At 54.0% G+C, this 23,181-nt stretch carries 20 protein-coding genes; 7 read left to right on the plus strand and 13 right to left on the minus strand.

Annotated elements, in window-relative coordinates; translation table 11 throughout:
* Positions 1 to 241: 241 nt before the first annotated feature.
* Positions 242 to 5,563 carry a Hint domain-containing protein gene (locus OLX08_RS09640; RefSeq protein ID WP_391481104.1) on the plus strand — a complete coding sequence of 1,774 codons (5,322 nt, stop codon included), beginning with the start codon at positions 242 to 244 and terminating at the stop codon, positions 5,561 to 5,563.
* 247 nt (positions 5,564 to 5,810) lie between these two features.
* Positions 5,811 to 6,791, plus strand: coding sequence for a TRAP transporter substrate-binding protein (locus tag OLX08_RS09645; RefSeq protein ID WP_391481106.1), 981 nt, complete (start codon positions 5,811 to 5,813; stop codon positions 6,789 to 6,791).
* An 8-nt stretch (positions 6,792 to 6,799) separates the two neighbouring features.
* On the opposite strand, the gene OLX08_RS09650 is transcribed toward OLX08_RS09645, so the two are convergent.
* Entirely contained in the window at positions 6,800 to 7,702 is a 903-nt protein-coding gene (locus tag OLX08_RS09650; RefSeq protein WP_391481108.1) for a hydrogen peroxide-inducible genes activator, read from the minus strand.
* Between the two features lie 94 nt (positions 7,703 to 7,796).
* Here OLX08_RS09650 and katG point away from each other — a divergent pair, with 94 nt between their 5' ends.
* Entirely contained in the window at positions 7,797 to 10,001 is a 2,205-nt protein-coding gene (katG, locus tag OLX08_RS09655; protein WP_391481109.1) for a catalase/peroxidase HPI, read from the plus strand.
* Between the two features lie 55 nt (positions 10,002 to 10,056).
* On the opposite strand, the gene OLX08_RS09660 is transcribed toward katG, so the two are convergent.
* On the minus strand, positions 10,057 to 10,704 hold the full coding sequence (locus OLX08_RS09660; protein WP_391481110.1) for a glutathione S-transferase family protein: 648 nt from the start codon (positions 10,702 to 10,704) through the stop codon (positions 10,057 to 10,059).
* Between the two features lie 76 nt (positions 10,705 to 10,780).
* Positions 10,781 to 11,560 (minus strand): transporter substrate-binding domain-containing protein, encoded by a 780-nt coding sequence (locus OLX08_RS09665; protein ID WP_048599164.1) that lies wholly within the window; start codon positions 11,558 to 11,560, stop codon positions 10,781 to 10,783.
* A 145-nt stretch (positions 11,561 to 11,705) separates the two neighbouring features.
* Here OLX08_RS09665 and OLX08_RS09670 point away from each other — a divergent pair, with 145 nt between their 5' ends.
* Genes OLX08_RS09670 through OLX08_RS09680 form a run of 3 tightly spaced genes read left to right on the plus strand, consistent with a single transcriptional unit; the run spans position 11,706 to position 14,536 of the window.
* Positions 11,706 to 12,425, plus strand: coding sequence for an amino acid ABC transporter ATP-binding protein (locus tag OLX08_RS09670; RefSeq protein ID WP_391481112.1), 720 nt, complete (start codon positions 11,706 to 11,708; stop codon positions 12,423 to 12,425).
* A gap of 9 nt (positions 12,426 to 12,434) precedes the next feature.
* Positions 12,435 to 13,169 carry an amino acid ABC transporter permease gene (locus tag OLX08_RS09675; protein ID WP_391481114.1) on the plus strand — a complete coding sequence of 245 codons (735 nt, stop codon included), beginning with the start codon at positions 12,435 to 12,437 and terminating at the stop codon, positions 13,167 to 13,169.
* A 2-nt stretch (positions 13,170 to 13,171) separates the two neighbouring features.
* The gene (locus tag OLX08_RS09680; RefSeq protein ID WP_391481116.1) at positions 13,172 to 14,536 is read left to right on the plus strand and encodes an MATE family efflux transporter; all 1,365 of its coding nucleotides are present in this window, start codon (positions 13,172 to 13,174) and stop codon (positions 14,534 to 14,536) included.
* Here OLX08_RS09680 and OLX08_RS09685 read toward each other — a convergent pair whose 3' ends face one another.
* From OLX08_RS09685 to rplS, 3 genes are all read right to left on the minus strand, one after another.
* Positions 14,537 to 15,346, minus strand: a complete 810-nt coding sequence (locus tag OLX08_RS09685) for a division plane positioning ATPase MipZ (RefSeq protein ID WP_341245744.1) — start codon at positions 15,344 to 15,346, stop codon at positions 14,537 to 14,539. It lies immediately after the preceding gene.
* 182 nt (positions 15,347 to 15,528) lie between these two features.
* A complete protein-coding gene (gene rpmE, locus OLX08_RS09690; protein ID WP_048599169.1) occupies positions 15,529 to 15,750 on the minus strand; it encodes a 50S ribosomal protein L31 in 222 nt (73 codons plus the stop codon).
* 12 nt (positions 15,751 to 15,762) lie between these two features.
* A complete protein-coding gene (gene rplS / locus OLX08_RS09695) occupies positions 15,763 to 16,137 on the minus strand; it encodes a 50S ribosomal protein L19 (RefSeq protein WP_048599170.1) in 375 nt (124 codons plus the stop codon).
* Positions 16,138 to 16,530: 393 nt separating this feature from the next.
* On the opposite strand from rplS, the gene rsgA reads away from it, so the two are divergent.
* Positions 16,531 to 17,625, plus strand: coding sequence for a ribosome small subunit-dependent GTPase A (gene rsgA, locus OLX08_RS09700; protein ID WP_391481118.1), 1,095 nt, complete (start codon positions 16,531 to 16,533; stop codon positions 17,623 to 17,625).
* 3 nt (positions 17,626 to 17,628) lie between these two features.
* On the opposite strand, the gene trmD is transcribed toward rsgA, so the two are convergent.
* From trmD to OLX08_RS09735, 7 genes are all read right to left on the minus strand, one after another.
* Positions 17,629 to 18,459, minus strand: a complete 831-nt coding sequence (trmD, locus tag OLX08_RS09705; protein WP_391481120.1) for a tRNA (guanosine(37)-N1)-methyltransferase TrmD — start codon at positions 18,457 to 18,459, stop codon at positions 17,629 to 17,631.
* Positions 18,460 to 18,529: 70 nt separating this feature from the next.
* Positions 18,530 to 19,042, minus strand: a complete 513-nt coding sequence (gene rimM, locus OLX08_RS09710; RefSeq protein WP_391481122.1) for a ribosome maturation factor RimM — start codon at positions 19,040 to 19,042, stop codon at positions 18,530 to 18,532.
* Between the two features lie 323 nt (positions 19,043 to 19,365).
* Positions 19,366 to 19,773, minus strand: coding sequence for a 30S ribosomal protein S16 (gene rpsP / locus OLX08_RS09715; RefSeq protein WP_391481124.1), 408 nt, complete (start codon positions 19,771 to 19,773; stop codon positions 19,366 to 19,368).
* A gap of 21 nt (positions 19,774 to 19,794) precedes the next feature.
* Positions 19,795 to 20,091 (minus strand): chorismate mutase, encoded by a 297-nt coding sequence (locus OLX08_RS09720; RefSeq protein ID WP_048599175.1) that lies wholly within the window; start codon positions 20,089 to 20,091, stop codon positions 19,795 to 19,797.
* Positions 20,084 to 20,689, minus strand: coding sequence for a GNAT family N-acetyltransferase (locus OLX08_RS09725; protein WP_391481125.1), 606 nt, complete (start codon positions 20,687 to 20,689; stop codon positions 20,084 to 20,086). The genes OLX08_RS09720 and OLX08_RS09725 overlap by 8 nt, the downstream gene beginning before the upstream one ends.
* Positions 20,690 to 20,789: 100 nt before the next feature.
* Entirely contained in the window at positions 20,790 to 22,304 is a 1,515-nt protein-coding gene (gene ffh / locus OLX08_RS09730; RefSeq protein WP_341245750.1) for a signal recognition particle protein, read from the minus strand.
* A gap of 289 nt (positions 22,305 to 22,593) precedes the next feature.
* Positions 22,594 to 23,172, minus strand: a complete 579-nt coding sequence (locus OLX08_RS09735; protein WP_391481127.1) for an FMN-dependent NADH-azoreductase — start codon at positions 23,170 to 23,172, stop codon at positions 22,594 to 22,596.
* Positions 23,173 to 23,181 lie beyond the last annotated feature (9 nt).

Raw genomic sequence — 23,181 nt, forward strand, 5'->3', positions numbered from 1 at the left:
AAGCGTCCGTATTGCGCAGTATTCTGGCGGTAATGCGCTCCAACTGTTTCCGCGCTCGCAACAGTTGGTGGCTGAACGCGTCAATTACGTAACGGCAACACACAATCGGCACTCTTTGACCGTTTTTCCCTTCTATTGGTAAATACAGAATGTATGAATAACACTGCCCCAGTGTGCGTTTTGGGGCGTTTTTCGATCTGTCTGCGTTTTGACAGGTCCAGTTACGAGTTTGGAGTGTCACATGGCCCGTTCTTTTTTAACCGCTGTCGAGAATCTTATTGGGCTTTGGGAGTTCAATAGCAATGACCCCGCAGCGGACACGGGACTTTCTGACGGTATTGCGCAGGCAGGTGATTTTGACGCCAACGCTACGGTCGCAAATGGGGCCTTGGTTACGGACGGCGACGGGGACGCATTCACGGTCGACACGGCTGGATCGTCAGATAATGCCTTCGATCTCAGCGCAGGCACAATCGTTGCGCAGTTCAACCAGTCGACGCACATCGGCACATCTCCAGACACAATCGTAAATCGCGGCGAGTATGACGACCGCGCGACCGAAGGCTTCTTTGAAATTAGTGTGACCGAAGATGGTCGTGTTGCGGTTGACCACGAAGACAGCGCTGCAAAGATCAGCTTGAAAACTGCTGCCGGTTTTTTCGCACCCGGTGATGACGTGCGCGTTACGTATTCTTGGGATGCAGCCACAGGCGTCATTTTTGAAGTTGAAAATCTGACAGACGGCACTGAAGTGCAGCTGACCGACGCTACAGAAAACCTGACGATGGCGATTGGCGATAATGACGACGAAAGCTTCACTATTGCGGCGGGCGAAGCTTCCGACGGTGTAACAGATCAGTTCTTTGCGGGCACCATCGATTATGTCGCTATTTATGATGTGGCCAATCCGCCCGAGCCTGAAGTGGAACTCATTGATCCTATCACGACGCTCGTGGATGCAGATATCATCGCAGAGTATCTATTCACGGAGAACAATCTCTCAGATCCGATCGCAAGCCGTACATATACTGACACCGCCACTGATTTTGACGGGGTTGCACAAACAGGGACGAACCTTGGCAGCGCCAATACACTTGATGGCGCGCTTGACCTTGATGGCACTAATGACGCTGTCTTGATTGCGGCTGATGAGAATTTTCAGATTGGTCAGGGTGCTGTCTCACTGACGTTCAATCAGGCGGCCCATGTTGGCCAATCGCCAGATACGCTGATTTCACGTGACAGTGGCAATTTTGATGACGGTGGGCATCTGACGATCAACGTCACCTCAAGCGGCAACCTTGTTGTGCGCCACCAGACGGATAGCCAGAACTTTTTCTACGAAACGGGTTCGGGCTTCTTTGCCACCGGTGACGACGTTCGGGTGTTTTATCAGTGGGACGACCAAGGCGAAGATGGTCGTTTGATCGTTCAGAACCTAACCGACAACACAGAATACAGTGAAGATATCACGGACGCACTGACCCTTGATATGGGGCCAAACTTTAACGAGCCTTGGACAATCGGGGCGAGCCAGATTTATTCTGGTGACAACGCTGCTGATAACTTGGGCGAGTACTTTGACGGTGCCATTGATGACGTGCGGATTTGGTCAACAGCTGCGCCGGCGCTTGATGGCACGGTGACAGGTACCGCTGGCGATGACGTAATTGATACGGATTACGCTGATGATCCCGAAGGTGATATCGTCGACGGACAAGACGCGATTGATCCAAATGCCTCCCCGAACGATGACGTGATTTCTGCGCTGGGCGGCGACGACACAGTTGATGCGGGTGCTGGTGATGACAGCGTTTCTGGTGGTGAGGGTGATGATAATATCGACGGTGGCGACGGCGATGATGTGCTGTCGGGGGATGCGGGTGATGACACCCTCGTTGGTGGCGCTGGCAATGACACACTTGAGGGTGGCGCGGACCGCGACACAATCATCGCGGGGCCTGGTGATGTGGTCGATGGCGGCGAGGCTGGCGACGACAATGACACCCTTGATGTGCGCGGCGCAGGTCCGGCGATTGTCACTTATGACCCTAATAATCCTGAGGCTGGCACCGTCACTTTCGTCGCAACCGGCGGCGTTGTTACGGGAACACTGACATTCACCAACATTGAAACGGTTCTCTTTACGCCAGCCCCTGATGGCACGGTTTCGGGCACCAGTGGTGATGATCTGATCGACGCTGATTACACCGGTGATCCCGAAGGCGACCAGGTTGATAGCAACGACGCAGTTCTCGGCAACGTAGGCTCGAATGATGATATCATCGATGCGGGCGCTGGTGATGATACTGTTCGCTCTGGCGAAGGGTCAGACACCATCTTCGGTGGCGAGGGCAATGACGTTATTGATGCGGGCGTCGGTGATGACACCGCGTCTGGCGGCGCGGGAGATGATACATTCCGAGGCGGTGCCGGTGATGATGCGTTCTTCGGCGGTGATGGCGATGATCAATTCAATCTAAACGTTGGAGGAATTCTAGCCGACGGTGATACAGATGTAATCGATGGTGGGGCTGACGGCGAAACCGATGGGGATACCATGTCGGTCACAGATGGTGGCGCAGGAGAAACCCTAAGTGTCATTTTTGATGGTGACGAGTCCGGTCAAATTTCCTCGACAGTGGGCACATCAACCACCGACTTTGCCGAGATCGAAGGTATCGCTGTGAGCGGCTCTAATGTGGTGATTGACGCCTCACAAAGTGACGTCGATCAGAACCTTGAAGTGAGCGCTTTGGTCGGTGCTACGGTTACGGGCGGCTCAGGGAACGATACAATCCGTACCATTGGCGAGACGACTGTCGATGGTGGTCAGGGTGATGATGTTATCGATGGCTTTGCTCTTGATACGGTCATTCAACTGACAGATGATTTTGGTGATGACACGATCGACGGTGGTGAAGTTGCTGAAACGGCGGGTGATACGCTTGATGCGTCTGGCATCACCGCGGGCGGCGTCACCGTCAACCTGACTGCTGATGAAGACGGTACGCTCACTGATAACACAACTGGCGATGTCGCTACGTTTGTTAACATTGAAAACATCACCACCACGGACCAAGACGATATCATTGACGCATTTGCGGCCACTGTGGGTATCAATGTTGATGCAGGAGATGGTGCTGACACGATCACCGGCGGTGACGGAGATGACATGATCGAGCTTGGTGCCGCAGATGAGGATAATGATGTTGTCGTTCTGACGGATGATTTCGGCGATGACGTCTTGTCCGGCTTCGAGACCCCGACGGTTAATCCTGATGGCTCTCTGACGTCAAATGATACATTTGATGTAACTGGATTGACCAATGCTGACGGCGATCCGGTCACGACAGATGACGTGGTCGTAACCGACACCAACGGTGACGGTACTGGCGATGCAATCCTCACTTTCCCGAACGGCGAAAGCGTAACCCTTACTGGCGTCACACCTGACTTGGTCGATGATGTCGATGAGCTTATCGCTATCGGGATCCCACCGGTTCCCGATGGTACGGTGAGCGGTACGGATGGCGATGATGTGATTGTTGCTGGGCCGTTAACCTTTGGTAGCAATGTATTTGCGACATATACTGGTGATCCAGACGGGGATCTTGTCGACAACAACGACGCTGTGGTCGGAAATGTTGGCTCTAATGACGACATCATCGAAGCGGGTGCTGGTGATGACACTATTTTCGCAGGGCAGGGCAACGATACTGCTTTTGGTGAGGCTGGTAATGATCGTTTTGTTCACCAAGGTGGCGATGACACTTACTTTGGTGGAGATGGGAACGATGTTGTCGGTTCAAATACTTTAGGCGGCAGTTACACATTCTTTGGTGGTGATGGCTCTGATCGGAACACGACTGTTAGTGGTGATGCGCGAAGCGACACGTATTTTGGCGAAGCTGGTAATGATCTTTTCGCTACATCCGGAGGGAGCGATGTACTTGATGGTGGTGACGGAAATGACCGATTTTTCATTGTAGATGCGGATTCCTACGGTGCAATCGGGAGTCACACAATTGTCGGTGGGGAAGGTGCTGAAATTCCGAGTGCAGTCGCGGGTGAGATCGCCGGAGACACTTTGGGCCTGTCAAATTTTTCTAATACGGGCAAGGGCGTCACATTTATCTTTGATGGTGATGAACAGGGCACATTCACAACTTCTAACGGTGATAATGCTGCGACATTCAGTGAAATCGAAGTCATTAATGCGCAAACCGTAGGTGACGTCACAATCGATGCATCGGCGAGTGAGGCGGATCAGGGCCTAATATCGATGTTCGCGGATACAACAATTACAGGCGGCTCAGGTGATGACTCTATCGAGACTGGTAGTGGTGCAGACGTTATCGATGGCGGCGCTGGCGCTGATCTGATCGAGACTGGCCTTGGCGACGATCTGATTTTGCTTAGCGATAGCTTTGGCAACGACACTATCACTGCCGGGGGTTTCAATCAAACCAACGGGGATGCTCTCGATGCATCTGGCCTGACCACAAGCGGCGTAAATGTTGATTTCAGTGCTAGTGAAGCTGGCACTGTTACGGATGATACCACTGGCGATGTTGCCACGTTCTTCGAAATCGAAAACATCATCACCACGGACCAAGACGATGTGATCGACGCATCTGCGGTGACGTCTGGCGGTGTTAATGCCGAAGCTGGTGGCGGCGATGATACGCTGATCGGTGGTGGTGGTGCAGACACGCTATCGGGCGGCGACGACGCGGATACGTTCTCGGGGCTTTCAAGTGGTGATGTCATTACCGGCGGCGAAGGCGGCACGGACGACGATACCATCGAAGTTGGTCCTGATACGCCGTTTAACGTCCTTTATGATGCGGCTGATCCTACATTTGATCCTGCTACTGGCGAAAGCGAAAGTGGTGTCATTCAGTTGCTTGACGCACCTGGCGGTTCTGTCACGGGCACAATCACATTCTCAGAGATTGAGAACATTATGTGCTTTACGCCCGGTACTCTGGTTGCCACAGCTCAGGGTCAGAAACCGGTTGAAACACTGACCCAAGATGATCTGATCCTTACGCGGGACAATGGTTTCCAGCCAATCGCATGGACCGGTCAACGGGCTTTGACGGCACAAGAGCTGGCGGCAAGCCCGAAGATCCAACCGATCTTGATCAAGGCAAATTCGCTTGGTGAAGGGGTGCCTGAACGTGACATGATGGTGTCGCCTAACCACCGGATGCTGGTGACGGATCCCAAGCTGCAAATGTACTTGCACGAGAGTGAGGCACTTGTTGCGGCCAAGCACATGACTGCCATTGACGGTGTGGCGCAAATGGCCACGTCCAGCCTGACCTATGTGCACTTTATGTTTGAGCGCCACGAGGTTGTTCTGGCAGATGGTGTATGGTCGGAAAGCTTCCAGCCGGGTGATTATTCGATGAATGGCATGCCAAGTGAGCAGCGCGCAGAACTCGATATGCTTTTACCTGAATTGGAAGTGACAGGTGCAGGTGCGTTCATGTCTGCGCGGACACAGTTGAAGGGCTTTGAGGCGCGCACATTGTTCGGTGCACGCAAAGCCTAGCTTCTTGGCACTCCGCCATTGCGCGGGGTGCTTTTATGCGTCTCTTTGAGGTTCTGACTTCTGATTGCGCGGCTATAATGCCGTTTTTGCGGATGTTTCTTTGGGGGTGGTGCGCTATGCTTCTCCTTAAGGTTCTATGTGTGCTCACGGCGAAAAGCCGTGGGTGCCGCGCAAAAGTAAGGAAAACCGCATGTTCTCGTTCAAATCACTACGTGTCAAAATTGTTGGGGTGGCTTTAGGGATATGCATGTCCTCAGCGGCTGTTGCGCAGGAATTTACCTTTTCGGTGCACCATTTCTTAAGCCCTAAAGCCATCACGCAGACCCGTTTGATCGAGCCATGGGTTGCTGCCATCGAGGAGGCATCAGGTGGGCGGATGGCGTTCGAAGTATTTCCGTCCATGTCATTGGGTGGCAAGCCGTCAGAGCTTTACGGTCAAGTTCGCGATGGTGTTGCAGATGTCGTGTGGACGCTGCCCGGATACACCCCTGGTGTCTTTCCTCGCGTAGAGGTTTTTGAACTGCCCAACGTACATGGCGGCGATGCTTTGGCGACTAACCGCGCTATTCAAGACATGATGCCTGATCTGGCTGCTGACTTTGATGACATCCATCCGCTTCTTGTGCACGTACACGCCGGAAACGCGCTTCATCTTGCATCGGGTAATGTAACAGAGCTGCAAGATTTTGAGGGCCTCAAGATTAGAAGCCCTTCGCGGACGGGCGCGTGGATGCTTGAGGCTTTGGGCGCAGAGCCTGTGGGCATGCCTGTTCCTGCGCTGCCGCAAGCGCTTGCCAAAAAGACAGTTGATGCAGGGCTTGTGCCTTTTGAGGTGGCGATCCCGCTCAAACTTGCCGACCTAACGACGGCTTCGGTTGAGTTGGATGGTGGTGCACGATTTGGCACGTCCACCTTCCTTTTTGCGATGAACAAGAACAGTTATGCATCTTTGCCCCCTGATCTTCAGGCGATCGTTGATGAAGTGTCGGGCCGCGTTTTGTCAGAGGCTATGGGTGCTGCATGGAATGAGATGGAGCCACTGGGCAAAGAGCGCGCCCGCGCGGCTGGCGCAACCGTAAGCGCCTTGTCGGCGAAAAATACGGCGGCCTTTGATGCTCCGTTTCAGCAGGTGGCGGATCGCTGGGTGAGCGAAGTGAACAGCATTGGTATTGACGGTGCTGAATTGCTAGGGCGTGCCCGCGAGGCAGTTGCGAAGTACTCGAAGTAGAGACGTCTTTACGGCTGTGCTAAGTATGATGCGGCCTGCTGTACCAAGTGGGCCACGTCATTTAGCCGTTCTGCCAGCGGGCTGGTTTTGCGCCAGATCATTCCGATTTGCCGTGAGGGTTGCGCACCATCAAGCGCCGAAATCGCCACGGGTGCTGAACGGGTCTCTACCTCAACGGCCATCTGCGGGATCAATGTGACGCCGATGCCCGCACCAACCATCTGCACCAAAGTTGACAAAGACGTGCCGTCTAGACCCTCCCAAGGGCGAACAGATGGGCCTGTGCAGAACGATAATGCCTGGTCGCGAAAACAGTGCCCTTCCTCCAAAAGTAAAAGCCGCATCGCCGCCAGCCCTTTTGCATCTGGTGGGGGTAACTGCGCATCAGCAGCGGGGCGGACAAGCACAAAGTTTTCTTCAAAAAGCGGCACCTCGGCAAAGCTGGTTTCGCCCACGGGCAGGGCTAACAAAGCCGCATCAATTTTGCCGTCTGCTAGTTCTTGCAGCAACTTCGGGGTCATCGTTTCACGTATGTGGATGTCGAGGCCGTCATATCTTTGGGTTAGTGCACCGATAACTTTGGGCAAAAGATAGGGCGCAATTGTCGGGATCACGCCAAGGCGTAGTTTGCCACTTAGCTTGCTTTGTTGTGAGCGCGCCAAGTCCGTCAACTCATCGACAGAGCGTAAAATATCGCGGGCACGTTCAACAACGGTTTCACCGAATGGCGTCAGACCAAGATTGCGGGGTGTGCGCTCAAACAAGGCTGATCCAAGGGCAGCTTCCATTTCTTTGATCTGCATCGACAGGGCAGGTTGAGAAATTGCACATACCTCGGCAGCCCGTCCAAAGTGACGTTGTTGGACCAGCGCATCAAAATATCGCAGCTGTTTGAGAGTTAAATTATCCATAGGGAAAACTTATCATATCAATCAGAAAATACAACTTATCCTAATGGAAAACCTTTGCTAGAACTATTCTAAATTAGCAACATTGGAGATTCTCATGGACGGCGCATTCGACGACATCAACAACGAAAAATCGGGCAAATGCCCTGTTATGCACGGCGTGCACTCCGCTAAGGGGACGCAGGCGAACCAACATTGGTGGCCGAACCAACTGAACCTCAAAATGCTGAGCCAGAACGCGCCAAGCGTCAGCCCAATGGATGCTGACTTTAATTATGCTGAAGCGTTCAAGGCCCTTGATCTGGATGCCCTGCGCGCCGATTTGAAAGCGTTGATGACAGACAGCCAAGATTGGTGGCCTGCGGACTACGGCCACTATGGCCCATTCTTCATTCGGATGGCGTGGCACTCTGCAGGTACATACCGTGTGCATGATGGTCGCGGTGGTGCGGGTTCCGGCAGCCAACGTTTTGCGCCGCTCAACAGCTGGCCAGACAACGGCAACCTCGACAAAGCGCGCCGTCTTCTGTGGCCTATCAAGCAAAAATACGGTGCTGCAATTTCGTGGGCGGACTTGATGATCCTCGCGGGTAACGAAGCCCTTGAGACGATGGGTTTCGAACCATACGGCTTCGCTGGTGGTCGCGAAGATATCTGGGAGCCTGAAGAAGACATCTACTGGGGTCCTGAAACCGAGTGGCTCGCAGACGAGCGTTACAGCGGCGATCGTGAGTTGGCGCCTGTCTTGGGTGCGGTGCAGATGGGTCTGATCTACGTCAATCCAGAAGGACCAAACGGCAACCCTGACCCGTTGGCATCAGCGCGCGACATCCGCGAAACCTTTGGCCGCATGGCCATGAACGATGAAGAAACTGTAGCGCTGATTGCGGGTGGTCACACATTCGGCAAAGGCCACGGCGCCGCCGACCCCGAGCAATATGTGGATGCAGAACCTGAGGGCGCTGGCCTTGAAGCAATGGGCTTTGGTTGGGCAAACTCATACGAGAGCGGAAAAGGTGAGCACACAATCACTTCTGGCCTTGAAGGTGCGTGGACAACAAACCCAGCGGTTTGGGACAACAACTACTTTGAGAACCTATTTGGTTACGACTGGGAGCTGACTGAAAGCCCTGCAGGTGCCAAGCAGTGGAAGCCGGTTCAGGCGGAAGCTCAGGGTACCGTGCCAGATGCGCACAACCCCGAAAAGCGCCACGCACCTGTGATGTTCACGTCTGATTTGGCCATGCGCGAAGATCCTGCCTACGCCAAGATCTCACGTCGCTTTTACGAAAACCCTGAAGAGTTCAAGCAGGCGTTCGCAAAGGCTTGGTTCAAACTAACACACCGTGACATGGGGCCACATAACGTCGGTCTCGGCCCGCTTGTTCCGGCTGAGCCTGAGTTGTGGCAAGATCCTGTGCCTGCGGTAGATCACGCATTGATCGATGCTGCTGATGTGACTGCGTTGAAAGCGGACATCCTTGCATCAGGTGCAACTCCACAAGAGCTTGTTGCCCTTGCGTGGGCCTCTGCATCTACTTTCCGTGGTTCAGATAAGCGCGGTGGTGCAAATGGCGCGCGCATTCGCTTGGCGCCACAAAAAGACTGGGCGGTTAACGCGTCATATGGCTTTGATGCTACGATTGCTAAACTTGAAGCTGTGCAAGCGGCCTTCAATGGCGCGCAGTCTGGTGACAAGAAAGTGTCATTGGCTGACCTGATCGTGCTGGGTGGTTCTGCGGGACTTGAGGCTGCAGCAAAAGCTGCTGGTAGCGACATATCAGTGCCGTTCACTCCGGGCCGGACAGACGCGACACAAGAGCAAACTGACGTGGACAGCTTTAGCGTAATGCAGCCCACTGCCGAAGGGTTCCGTAACTTCTTCCCTGCCGGCAACGTCCGGTCTGCGGCCGAGCATTTGGTGGATCGTGCGCAATTGCTGGCCCTAAGCGCGCCGGAAATGACTGTGCTCATTGGTGGTTTGCGTGTGCTTGATATCAATGCAGGCGGTACAAAGCACGGTGTTCTGACGGATCGCCCGGGTACGTTGAGCAACGACTTCTTCCGCAACTTGCTTTCAACTTTGGGCGCGTGGACGAATGTTGGCGACGGCACCTATAAAACGTCTGAAGGCGGTGAGTGGACGGGTACAGAGGTTGACCTTCTGTTCGGTTCAAACTCAATCCTGCGCTCTCTGGCTGAAGTCTATGCATCCGATGATGCAGAGCAGAAGTTCCTCGCGGACTTCGTGGCGGCTTGGGTCAAAGTGATGGAACTGGACCGCTTTGATCTGGCGGCATAAGCCATTTCATAGTCGGAAATTGGAAACGCCGCGCTTTGACTAGCGCGGCGTTTTTTTATGCGGGATAGGCCTTGCTGAGATAGTCATCCATTGCAGGCTTGTAGTGGACAAGCTCATCACTGACAGGTGCAAAGCTTTGTAGTCGCGCATCGTAATCCAGAACAGACTGGGGCCACTCAACGGGCAAGCCAAGTGCCTGCTCAAACGCTCTGATCCATGCGAACGTGACTGCAAACCCACAGTCGCAAAGCCAAAGCGTGTCTGGGTCAAGTGGGCTGTCGCGCAGCAATAGCGCTAATGCTTTAAGGTGCTTTGTGATCTCTGCACCACCGGCTTTCACAGCGTCTGCGTTGCGGGTTTCGTGCGCTACTTGAGGATACATGGCCCGCACCGCTGGTTCGAGGCGCGTGTCGTGCAGCCTGCCTTTCTCGCGGGCCTTTGCGCGAAGTTGCACTGTGTCGGGCAACATCGGAACGTCTGGATAGACCTCGTTGAGGTACTCCGCGATGGCTTCGGAATCCGCCAACATAAAGCCTTCATCAACCATTGCGGGAAGGTTCCCAGACGGAACAATCGCCTTATACTCCGCAGATCCGTAGCCGCCGGGTGGGGGCAATTCTTCCCATGCCAGCCCTTTGTGGCGCATGGTGATCCGCAATTTCGCGCAATAAGTCGCGACTGGTACTGAATAAATGGTCAGCATAGTTTTCCAATCTTAAATCAAAAAAGGGGCCAACCGCTGATGCAATTGACCCCTTGGGTTTGGCTAAGGGCGCTGATTACTCAGCAAGCAGCTGCCATTTTTTGCCCAAAGTGTCGAAGAAGCCTTGTTCTTGCTTCAGCGTGATCCACGTGTTGACGTAGTTGATCCACACTTGGTCTGCTTGCGGCAAAAGCATCGCGATTGGTGTGGGTGCGCGGCCCTCGGCAACTGGCACAATCATCAGTTGGTCGTATTGTGCGACCAGTTTGTTTGCCTCAACGTTTGAGGTGATGTTCGCATCAGCACGGCCTGCGAGGACTTCTTGGAAGTCACGGGCAGGGGCTTCAACGATGCGGTACTGCGCGTCTGGGAAGAACTCTTTGACTTGCTTTTCTTGAGTTGTGCCCAAAGTTGCGGCGACTGAAACGTCAGCGTTGTTCAAATCATCCCAGCTTGAGAAACGACCTGCATTTTCTTTCAGCGTCAATGGCACGGTGGCAAGGCTGAAGTAGCTGTCTGAATACCCTGCGGCTTTTGCGCGGCTTGGCGAAACAGAGGCTGATCCTGTGATGTGGTACTGGCCCGAGGTCACGCCGCTCACCAATGTTTTCCAGTCTGTTGCAACGAACTCAACTTCCACGCCCAGATCGGCAGCCAGCTGCGTCATCACATCGATGTCGTATCCGGTGTAGCTGTTTGTCGCGACATCGCGCATTGTCATTGGGTTCCAATCGCCAGTCGTGCCGACTTTCAGCACGCCATTTGAAAGGATTTCACTCAGGGCAGATTGTGCAGTCGCCTGTACGGAACTTGCCGCAAGAACGAGGGTCGCAGCAGCGATCTTAAAAAATTTCATGGGTATTCCTCTTTGTGTATTTAGGGCTAGTTAGGGTGAAATGGGCGGCAGGAAACTGGTAATCCCGATAAAAATTGCGTTGCGTGTCCTTTTTTGCCATCACGCAGCTCTAGGAGAAGTGTAAACTATGGTTGCCTTAATTTCTATGCAAAAAGTGTCAAAGTTTTTTGACACTTTTCAAGCGCTGAAGGATGTGTCCCTTGATGTGAACCTTGGTGAGAAGGTTGTCATCTGTGGTCCATCCGGCTCCGGTAAGTCGACGCTGATCCGCTGTATTAACCGTCTTGAGGCGCATGAGCAGGGCGAAATTATCGTAGATGGTGTGACGCTAACTGATGATAAGGCGACCCTTGAGAAAATCCGCGGCAACGTCGGGATGGTTTTTCAACAGTTCAATTTGTTCCCTCATCTGACAGTGCTCGAAAACTTGACCCTCGGTCCGCGGCGCGTTTTGGGACTGGATCCGAAAGCCGCCGAAGAACGTGCGATGAAATATCTTAATCGCGTTCGAATTCCGGATCAGGCTGATAAGTTGCCGCGCCAATTATCTGGTGGTCAGCAGCAACGCGTGGCTATTGCGCGATCTCTTTGTATGGAACCGCGCATTTTACTTTTCGATGAGCCTACCTCGGCGCTTGATCCTGAAATGATTGCCGAAGTGCTTGATGTGATGTCTGAGTTGGCGCGTGACGGAATGACCATGGTGGTTGTAACCCACGAAATGGGTTTTGCCCGCCGCGTTGCCGATAAGATGGTATTCATGGATAAGGGCCAAATCGTTGAGGTGGGCCCCACGGAACAGGTCTTTACGGCCCCGAAATCTGCGCGCTTTGGTGCGTTTATCCAACAAATTCTGAACCACTAGGGGCGTATTATGAAACGTTTGATTGTTCTTGCGCCACTGGCTTTGCTGTTGTCGGGCTGTTCTGGAAATTGGGGGTGGTATGTAGTTGATCCTCGCACTGCCAACGGTCTCGCCAACCTTAAATTCATGGCGACAGGTGCCTACAACACCATTTTGATGTCACTGACCGCCATTCTTATTTCGGTTGTGGTTGGGCTTTTGATTGCGCTGCCAGGGTTGTCCAGCAAGCGCCGCTACCGCGCGATTAACCGAACATATGTTGAGGTGGTGCGCGCGGTGCCGATCCTTGTTCTGATCCTTTGGGTGTACTATGGCCTGCCGCAACTTACAGGCCTGACGCTGAACGTGTTCTGGGCCGGTGTGCTGGCGCTTGCTCTGTCGGATAGTGCGTTTCAGGCCGAGATTTTCCGCGCTGGTATTCAGTCAATCAATCGTGGTCAATATGAGGCGGCGCAGTCTATTTCGTTAAACTACCGTGATACGATGCGCTTTATCATCTTGCCCCAAGCTATCCGCCGCATCCTGCCTGCATTGGGCAACCAGCTGGTCTATATGCTCAAGATGTCGTCTCTGGTGTCGGTGATCGGGATGCAAGAATTGACCCGCAAGGCGAACGAACTGGTGGTCTCCGAATACCGACCCCTCGAGATTTATACTATTTTGGTGTTGGAATATCTGGTTCTTATCCTCATTGTATCTGCAGGCGTCCGTTGGCTTGAACGGCGTATGAAAGCGGCGGACTAAATATGCAAAAAGATGATCTGACGACCGGCCCGATCTCGGGTCATTTCCGCGCGCTTGCGGTTCCGGCGGCCTTCGGGATGCTGTTCGCCACTCTCTACAACGTGGTTGATGTTTATTTCGCCGGCATGTTGGGAACCGAGGCGCAGGCAGGTTTGGCCGTTGGGTATCAGGCATTTTTCATCATGATGGCCGTGGGGTTTGGCCTTGGGTCTGCGCTCAGCGCACTTGTAAGTAACGCAAAGGGACGCAAAGACGGCACCTCGTCGCGCAGGTTGGCGGCCCAAGGGATTAGTTTTGGTTTGATCGCAACGGCTTTGCTGATGTGTATCGGGGCGTTTTCTGGCCCGTTCTTGATTGCGCTCGTCTCTGAAGAAGGCGCCTACCGCGATGCGGCCTTGGGGTATTTCAATTGGCTGTTGTTCGCGCTGCCTGCATTTTTGCTGGCTTATGGTACGAATGGTATTTTGCAATCTCACGGTGATACGGTTTCGATGCAGCGTGGCTTGATGGTGGCCTTCGTGGCGAACATCGGACTGAACCCATTGTTCATTTTTGGCATTCCCGGCGTGTGGGGCGGCATGGGTTTTAACGGTATCGCGGCGGCTACGATCCTGTCACAGACGGGTGTAATGATCTGGATCTTCTCGCGGGTGTTTGCGCTAGAGATGATGCAGGGTGTGCCCCGTGATGCGTTCATCCCCACATGGGCTAGCTTCCGTGAAATCTTTGCGCAAATGTTACCGACCACCACGGCGCTTGTGGTGATGTTTGTCTCTGGCTTTGTGGTACAATTTGCCCTTAAAGGTTTTGGCGGCGAGGCTATCGCGGCCTACGGGGTCGGTCTTCGGATTGAACAAATTTTGCTGTTGCCGGTACTGGGTATGACCGGTGCGCTTTTACCTATTGCAGGACAAAATTTTGGCGCGGGTGAGCATGACCGCGTTCGCGAAGCCCTGCGCTTTTGCTGGAAAGTTGGCTTTGTGATGGCCGCTATCGCGTTGCCGTCGTTATGGTTTGGCGGGCATTTTGCGATGGGGCTCTTTACGGATGATGAGGCGGTCATCGAGATCGGGGCAAGCTATCTGCGTGTCGATGCGATCCTGTTCCCCGTTTACATGATGCTCTTTTCAATCAACTCAATCCTACAAGCACTCAAGAAACCAATCTGGACTTTGTGGATCAGCATCTACCGCCAAGGTTTGGGTGTGGGTTTGTTCATATGGGTTTTCGTAAGCCTTGCAGGCTTTGACGTGATTGGCGTCTGGCTGGGTATCGCCACGGCTGTAGCAACCGGGTGGCTGCTGGCCATGTTCGTTGCGGGGCGCGTGGCAGAGCGTGAGATGGGCGGCTTGCTGCGCGCAAGCTGATCAGAAGCTGACTTTTACGTTTGGCAGATCAAGGGCTTTGATCAATTCGCGCAGCTCATTACGGGCTGCGACGTTTGAGATATTCATCCCCTTTACGCCAATGTCGCGTAGATCAAGTAGGGTCAGCCCCCGTGGAAATAGCTCGCGGAAAATAACCCGTTCGTTAAAGCCTGTCGCCGTCCGAAAACCGATGCGCTTTGCGAGCTTCCCAATGGCGGCTTCCATCTTCTTTTTGTTTACCATGTTCTGCGCGCCCATACGGTTGCGCACAACGATCCAATCAATAGGCGTTAGGCCGGCTTTGGCGCGCAATTGACGCGCGGCCCATACCATTTCGGAATACACAGAAGGCCCCGTGATGTTAGTGCCTTCTGTGTCTACGTGGGCCAACAAGTCAAAGTCGATAAAGCTATCGTTTAGGGGTGTGATCAGGGTATCTGCAAGAGAGTGCGCCACTTGGCTTAGCCGCGTGTGAGAGCCGGGGCAGTCGATCAATACAAAGTCATTGTCCGCATCAAGTGCAGCAACACCAGCCGTCAGGCGGGCATCGTAAATGTTTTCACCCTCAGCCAGCGTCGATTGATCCAGCTCGGGCAAATCCAGATAAGTTGGCGTAGGCAGTTCAAGACCTTCGGCATTCAGAAAAGTCTGGCGGTTCGTAATGTAGCGCCCCAGCGTTTTCTGGCGCAGGTCCAAATCAAGGCATCCGACACGGTGGCCCATCCGCGACAGGGCTGTGGCTACGTGCATGGAAACCGTGGATTTTCCCGCGCCGCCTTTTTCATTTCCTACAACGATAATATGCGCCATGTACTCGGCCCTTTGGTTTGTCTTCTTGCATCCGCAAAGATGCTTTTGAGCGACTATATGTGGCGTTGCAACCCAATGAAAGCACAACCGCGCAACATTGGTAAAACTGCAATTAACCAATCAAAAACGCCGCCCCAGATAAGGAGCGGCGTTTGAATTCAACACACAAATGTGCGGCGGGTTTAGAAGCCCAAGCCAGCGTATTTGTTTTTGAACTTGGATACGCGACCACCGGTATCCATCAGCTTTGTGTTACCACCGGTCCATGCTGGGTGCGCGGATGGGTCGATATCCAAAGCGATCTGGTCGCCTTCGGAACCCCAAGTGGATTTCATTTCAACGATATCACCGTTTGTCATTTTGACTTTGATGATGTGGTAGTCAGGGTGGGTATCTTTTCTCATGACATCCGCTCCTTAAGATTTCTTGGGACGGTAGTTTGTTTGCTCGGCGATACGAGCAGACTTACCGCGACGCTCACGAAGATAGTACAGTTTCGCGCGACGCACACGGCCACGGCGTACTACTGTGATGCTGTCAATGTTGGTGGAGTGCAGCGGGAATACGCGCTCAACACCTTCACCGAAGGAGATCTTGCGAACAGTGAACGATCCGGCAATGCCTTCACCGTTCTTGCGCGCAATGCAAACGCCTTCGTAGTTTTGCACACGGCTGCGTGTGCCTTCGGTTACTTTGTAACCAACGCGGATGGTGTCACCCGCTTTAAAGTCGGGAAGCTCGTTCCCAAGGGCCGCAACTTGTTCGGCCTCCAGTTCAGCGATCAGGTTCATGATCGTCTCCTATGTTGCTCACGGTTTGCCCGCGATGGTGTGGCGCAGCCTCAGAGCTCTCGGGTGTCGTTCGGGTCCGCCGTGGCGCCCGCCAGAGGTTAGGTCACTATTCCTTGTGTGCCGCACCAGTTCCCTACATCGCGATACCCGTTGTCGAAACACCAAAGGGTCGTATGCGCAAGTTCACCAATACAAGCGACGTCCGAATCCACTAACGTGGTCAGACTTGCGCCGTATAAGGCCTTTCGCCGGTTCGTGACAACCCCTTGTGTGCCACGCTTGGTATTCATTTCATGGATTGTTCGGTGCTTTGGCGGCTCATGTAAATAACTGGTAAACCCTGCACATGTCGCCTATTTGTACCGCCTATGTTGAACACCACCTTTGCCCTTCATGCCCGCGTCTGAGCTCTCAAATATGGTCGACGCGTCTGACGCCGTCGATGCGCCATTAGCGCGTCTCGGCTGGACCCCTTTCTTTGAGGCACAGCTTGAGGGTTTGTCATCAAGTATTTCCGACTTTCCCGCCGCCGGACAGCCCACTCGGGTCACAGCGGTGCACCGTAATACGCTTCGGGTGATTGGCGTTGATGTTGATCTGACCATTCCGCACGCTTTTGAGGCGACGGTTGGTGATTGGCTCTTGCTCGACCCACAGACAAAAACAGCCTGTGCACGGCTTGAACGCAGCAGTCTGATTAAACGCAAAGCCGCGGGACGGATCACCTACACTCAATCTATAGCGGCTAATATCGATACGGTCTTTGTTGTGTCTTCGTGCAATGCTGATTTCAACGTCGCACGTCTTGAGCGCTACGTGGCGTTGGCGTTTGAGGCGGACACAACGCCCGTCATCATCCTGACCAAAGCGGATTTAAGCGACGACCCTGATGGATATGTGGCGCAGGCCCAAACCATTTCTGAGCGCGTCGCTGTTCTGGCGCTTGATGTGCGCAACACAGATCCGTCCGATGCGTTGGCCCCGTGGGTGCAGCTGGGCCAAACGATTGCATTTTTAGGGTCATCCGGCGTGGGTAAGTCCACACTGGTAAACGCACTTTCGGGACAGATAAAAGCGGCGACCCAAGGTATTCGCGACGATGACGCAAAGGGACGCCACACCACGACCCACCGCGAGTTGCACCAGCTGCCAAATGGATGCGCAGTTCTGGACACACCGGGCATGCGCGAGCTGCAACTGACGGACGCGGCTTCCGGTATCAAGGACGTTTTCGCCGATCTGATCGAGGTCGCTGCACAATGTAAATTCTCTGATTGTGCGCATCAGTCTGAACCGAAGTGCGCCATTAAAGCAGGCATTGCAGACGGCAGTGTTGATCCCGCGCGTGTTGAGCGCTGGCAAAAGCTACAAGATGAAGATGCGCATAATTCAGAAGCCGCCACTCAAACTGCGGCCCACCGCAAGGCCCGTGACAAATCACTGGGAAAGACGATCAAGGGCCTTCAAAAAGGTAACCGCAAGAAATAGGGCCTAATCCTTTTTGAGATGCGCTTGCCAAAGATCAGGCCGGCGCTCTTGGGTGATGCGTTCAGATTGTTCCTGACGCCACTGCGCGATCTTTTTGTGGTTCCCACTGGTCAGCACATCAGGGATGCTCATGCCCTCCCACTCGGCCGGACGGGTGTACTGAGGGTGCTCCAAAAGCCCGTTTGAAAAGCTTTCCTCAACCGTGCTTTCGGCGTTTCCAAGAACACCTGCCAATAACCGTACCGTGGCATCCAAAAGAATTTGAGCGGCCAGCTCACCACCTGTGAGCACGAAATCCCCAAGGCTGACCTCCATGATGTCAAAGCGTTGAAGAACGCGCTCGTCCACCCCTTCAAACCGACCACAGAGCAGCGTTACACCACTTTCGCGCGCAAGGGCTTGGGCCATGCCTTGGTCAAACTTTTTCCCACGGGGGCTGAGGTAAATCATCGGATGCCGTGCGCCGCGATGCGCAGTTGCCAGGGCGTTGCCCACCACATCCGCGCGCATCACCATGCCCGCACCACCGCCCGATGGCGTGTCATCAACGTTCTTGTGCCGGCCTTCACCAAACGTGCGTAGGTCCGTTGTTTCTAACTGCCACACGCCGTCTTTGAGGGCCTTGCCGGTCAGACTTTCGCCTAAAATACCGGGGAAAGCTTGGGGTAAAAGGGTCACCACCCGCGCATCCCATGCTCGGGCCAAGCGGGGTTTGTCGGTTAGCAACTCGCGTGGTTTGAGTGACGCGGAAATAGACTTGCGCCCGACGGAGCGTTCTTCGCGGACAGGCTTTGTAGGCGTTTCAGCAGACGGGGTTTGCGGCGCGTCAGTCATGGGAGTCCTCTTTCAGCGCGCTGTCGTGCAGTGCGTTGTGAGTGTGAGTATCGTTGATGCCGTAGGGCGTTCAAAAGAGACCTTCGGGTGGGTCAATAACCACGCGTCTGCCCGTGACGTCTACTGTTGGAACAGCTGCTTTGGTGAAAGGTACCAACACTGTATCTTTCAACTTGGGGCCTTGGACTTCAAGCAAATCGCCCGCACCGTGATCCATGACGTGCTTAACGGTGCCAAGCTCTGTTCCGCCAGTGTCAAACACCGCCAGACCGATCAGATCGGCGTAGTAGAACTCGTCATCCTCTGCTTGGGGAAGCTGCTCACGGGTGGCGAACAGATCAATGCCTCGCAGTGCGTCCGCATCTTCTTTGGTCACAACGCCCTCAACTTGGGCGGCAAAGCCGTTCTTGATTTGCTGAACCAGAACCATCTCAATGCTTCGCGTGCCGCTTTCGTCTGTCAGCGCGTAGCCAAAGATGTCTGGTGCAAAGCTGCAAAACGACTTGATGCGCACGTCACCCTGTACTCCGAATGCACCGGCGATTGTGCCTACCAAAACCTTGTCGGAGGAGCTCTGGGTCATTGAGGTATCTCACAAATTGAGTTGCGTATGGTCCCGCCCGCATTTTTGCAGGCTTCTGATGTGTTGCCCATCTGATAAACGATCCCCGCCAGAAAAGCAGCACCAACAAACATGATTAAGCGCATCAATCTGAACATGGCGGCTCAACCTTTTTCTTATGACGTTTCTAAATTGGTGGAGGACGGTGCAATTGCGGTGTTCAGATAGCGTTTACTGCAATTCTAAGTCTTTGGTAATTCTGCCCCCGCGAGGGCAAAGTTAAAAAGCGGTTATATACGCCCAAAAACCTTGCCATCCGCGCGGGGACAAAACTGACAAAAGACTTACTCTTCTGCTGCAGCCGCTTCTTCGACTGGTGCTTCTTCAGCCGGTGCGTTTGCTGCTTCAGCTGCTGCCGCGGCTTTAGCTGCTTTTTCTTCTGCACGTTCCTGCGCTTTTTTGCCTGGAACGGCTTTCTTCATGTTGGCGCGCTCTTTCTTTTCGAGAACACCAGCAGCTTCGAGGAAACGGCTTACACGGTCAGTTGGCTGTGCACCTTCGCCCAACCAGTACTGCACGCGCTCCATGTCCAGCTTCACGCGCTCTTCGCTGTCTTTAGGAAGGAGCGGGTTGTATGTGCCGAGCTTCTCGATGAAGCGACCGTCACGTGCCATGCGGCTGTCAGCTGCTACAACACGGTAAAAAGGGCGTTTCTTAGAGCCACCACGGGCCAAACGGATTTTCATAGCCATGAGATTAATTCCTTTGATGGGTTATGATTGGTGTTTTTGGTGATGCTGAATAACTTCAGCGATGATGAAGTTGAGAAACTTCTTGGCAAATTCAGGGTCCAGATCGGCCCTGCCTGCCAAATCTTCTAACCGTGCGATCTGATGCGCCTCGCGCGTGGGATCGGACGGGGGAAGGTCGTGTTCGGCTTTGAGTTTCCCCACTGCCTGTGTGTGCTTGAAGCGCTCTCCGAGGGTGTACACAAGGATCGCATCCAAGCGGTCAATACTCGCGCGGTGCTCTGCCAAAACGGCGGCGGCTTTAGTTACTGCATCAGTCAAGAGCCCATCCTTTCGGGGTGAATTCAGGATCGCGGTAGTGATCGATTTCCATTTCAATACCGTGACGCAGCTGGCTGTTGTTCAACGCGTCTGGTGTCGGGTGGCGGTAGACCACATCGTGGTCGTCAACGCTGGGTGCATCCGCATCTTTGATACAGCCAAGGCGTTCGGCCAAACGGATTGCTTCAAGGTTTTTGGGGTCAAGATAGCTGACGGCAGTGTCCCAGTTCAGCGTCTCATAGGCATAGTCGCGCACCGCATGTGTAGCTTCAAGCGCGATGCCGCGGCCCGCCACTTTGGGCCAGATGATCCAAGCCAATTCCGCGGTAGGCCAGCCTGCGGGCTGCCAGACACCGGCCATGCCATAAGTCTCGTCGGTGATACGGTCGTGGATCATCCACATGCCAAAACCACGAATATTCCAATGCCCGATTTCGGCTGCATAAAGCATCCAAGCCTCATAGGCATTCAGAGGGCCGCCCATAAACCGCGAGCGGTAGCTGCTGAAGGTGGTTTTGAAGTCGGGGTAATCCTCAGCCTCTGGCCCACGCAGAGACAGCCGCTTTGTATTGAGGACAGGGATATTTGCCGTGTGCATTATGCGGCCCCACCTTGAGCAACGTCAAAGAGTGGCGCGGCAAAAACAGCCGGTGCAAAGCAGCGCATGATGCGCGCTGTGTTGATGATCGCGGTGCGGATCATTTCTTTTTGCCAAAGCCCGTCAAACCGGGGGGCAAACCGCCGCCACCACCGAGGCCTGGGAAACCGCCTAAACCACCAGCACCGCCAAGGCCCGCTGGCATTTTGCCACCCGCCATTTGTTGCTGTGCTGCTTCTATCTCGGCCTGTGAGGGGCCGCCTTTTCCGAACATGCCTTTCATGGCCTGTTTCATCATGCCGCCTTTGCCCATCTTGCCCATTTTCTTCATCATGTCAGACATCTGGCGGTGCATTTTCATGAGCTTGTTCAATTCGCTCACCTCAAGGCCGGCACCCTGTGCGATGCGCTTTTTGCGGCTGGCTTGCAAAAGCTGCGGGTTGGCGCGCTCTTTCTTGGTCATTGAATTGATAAGCGCGATCTGGCGGCGCAGGATGCTGTCGTCGAAACCGCTTTCCTCAACTTGCTTGGCCATCTTTTTCATGCCGGGCATCATACCCATGATGCCTTCCATTCCGCCCATTTGAAGCATCTGGTTAAGCTGCATCTTAAGGTCGTTCATGTTGAACTGACCTTTCTGGAAGCGCTTCATCATGCGCTCGGCTTGTTCGGCCTCAATGGTCTCTTGCGCTTTTTCAACAAGGCTGACGATGTCGCCCATGCCAAGGATACGGCCTGCGATACGTTCTGGGTGGAACTCCTCAAGGGCGTCCATTTTCTCGCCCAGGCCCACAAACTTGATCGGCTTGCCTGTAACTGCGCGCATAGAAAGAGCCGCGCCGCCCCGTCCGTCACCGTCCATACGGGTCAGCACAACGCCAGAGATGCCAATCTTTGCATCAAATTCTTCGGCCACTTCCACAGCGACCTGACCTGTTAGACCATCGACAACCAAGAGCGTCTCGCGCGGGTTCACCACATCGCGGACGTCCTCGACTTCTTTCATCAGGGTTTCGTCGATCTGCAAACGGCCCGCCGTATCAAGCATATAGACGTCATAGCCGCCCATTGTTGCCTGCTGCTTGGCCCGTTTTGCAATTTGTACAGCGCTTTCACCCGCAACGATCGGCAAAGTATCCACGCCAATCTGCGTGCCGAGAATGGCCAACTGTTGTTGCGCAGCAGGGCGATAAATGTCGAGAGAGGCCAGCAGAACGCGTTTGCCGTTTTTCTCTTTTAGCCGCTTGGCAAGTTTACCAGTGGTTGTCGTTTTACCGCCACCTTGCAAACCGACCATCAAGATGGGGGCAGGGGCGTTGTCGATTTTCAGTGACCCGATTTCACCTTCATCACCGGCCAGAACATGGACCAACTCATCGTGGACGATTTTGACGACCTGCTGCCCGGGCGTGACCGATTTAGTGACCGATTGTCCTGCGGCCTTTTCTTGCACAGCTTTGATGAAGTCACGGGCAACGGGTAGGGAAACGTCAGCCTCAAGAAGAGCCACCCGTACTTCGCGTAGCGCTGTTTTGACGTCATCTTCGGAAAGCGCACCCTGCTTGGTCAGCCGATCGAATACACCTGATAGGCGATCTGATAGATTTTCAAACATACGCGTGCCCCTTTGCACTTTGTTCCATTAGGCCCAAACATAAGGACCAATCCGAAAAACCCCAAATACCCCCGTGGGCGCAACGCGCTGACGGAGGGCGATCTTTGGTAGATACCATAAAGACCGGAAGTTTGAGACTTCCGTGATTTGACTTGCGTTTAGGCCGAGCGGCGCAATGAGTCAATAGAAGCGGCGCGGTACTAATGTGTGTCCGCCGTCTTCTATATGAGCAGTTGTGGTGAACGGGCAGAAAGCAAGATTGCCTATCTGCCCGCTTGATTTGGTAGCCTTACGACAGGTTTGCGATTTGCTCTTGGGCTTCGGCCAATTTGGCCTCTGCATCCGCACCCAAGCGATCTGCCGCGATCACGGTCACATCGGTAATGCCGATAAAGCCCAGAAAAAAGCGCAGCCACGGTGTTGCGAAATCAATCGGGCTGTCGACTTGCGTGCCGCCGGAAGTCACGACCACATATGCTTTCTTGCCTTCGAGCAGACCTTTGGGGCCATCCGCGCTGTAGCTAAATGTTCGGCCAGGGACGGCAACTTGGTCTGCCCATGCCTTGAGAGCGGCAGGTGGTGCGAAGTTGTAGATCGGCATGCCGATTACGATAGCGTCGGCGGCTTCCAGTTCGGCGATCAAGGTGTCTGACAACTCAAGTGAAGCGGCTTGCTCGGCTGAGCGGTCAGCCTTTGGCAGACCGCGCCCCGTAACAAACCCCAAATCAACAAGTGCAGGAGGTGTTGCGGCCAGATCACGGGTGGCAACAGTGCCGTCCAGTTTTGCAACGACCGCGTCTACAAGCATACGGCTTGAGGCAGAAACAGTGTCGGATGATGTATCGAGGCGAAGAATATTTGAGGGCATGTACTGTGC

This window comes from Nereida ignava, from assembly GCF_047114695.1.
Lineage (GTDB): Bacteria > Pseudomonadota > Alphaproteobacteria > Rhodobacterales > Rhodobacteraceae > Nereida > Nereida ignava.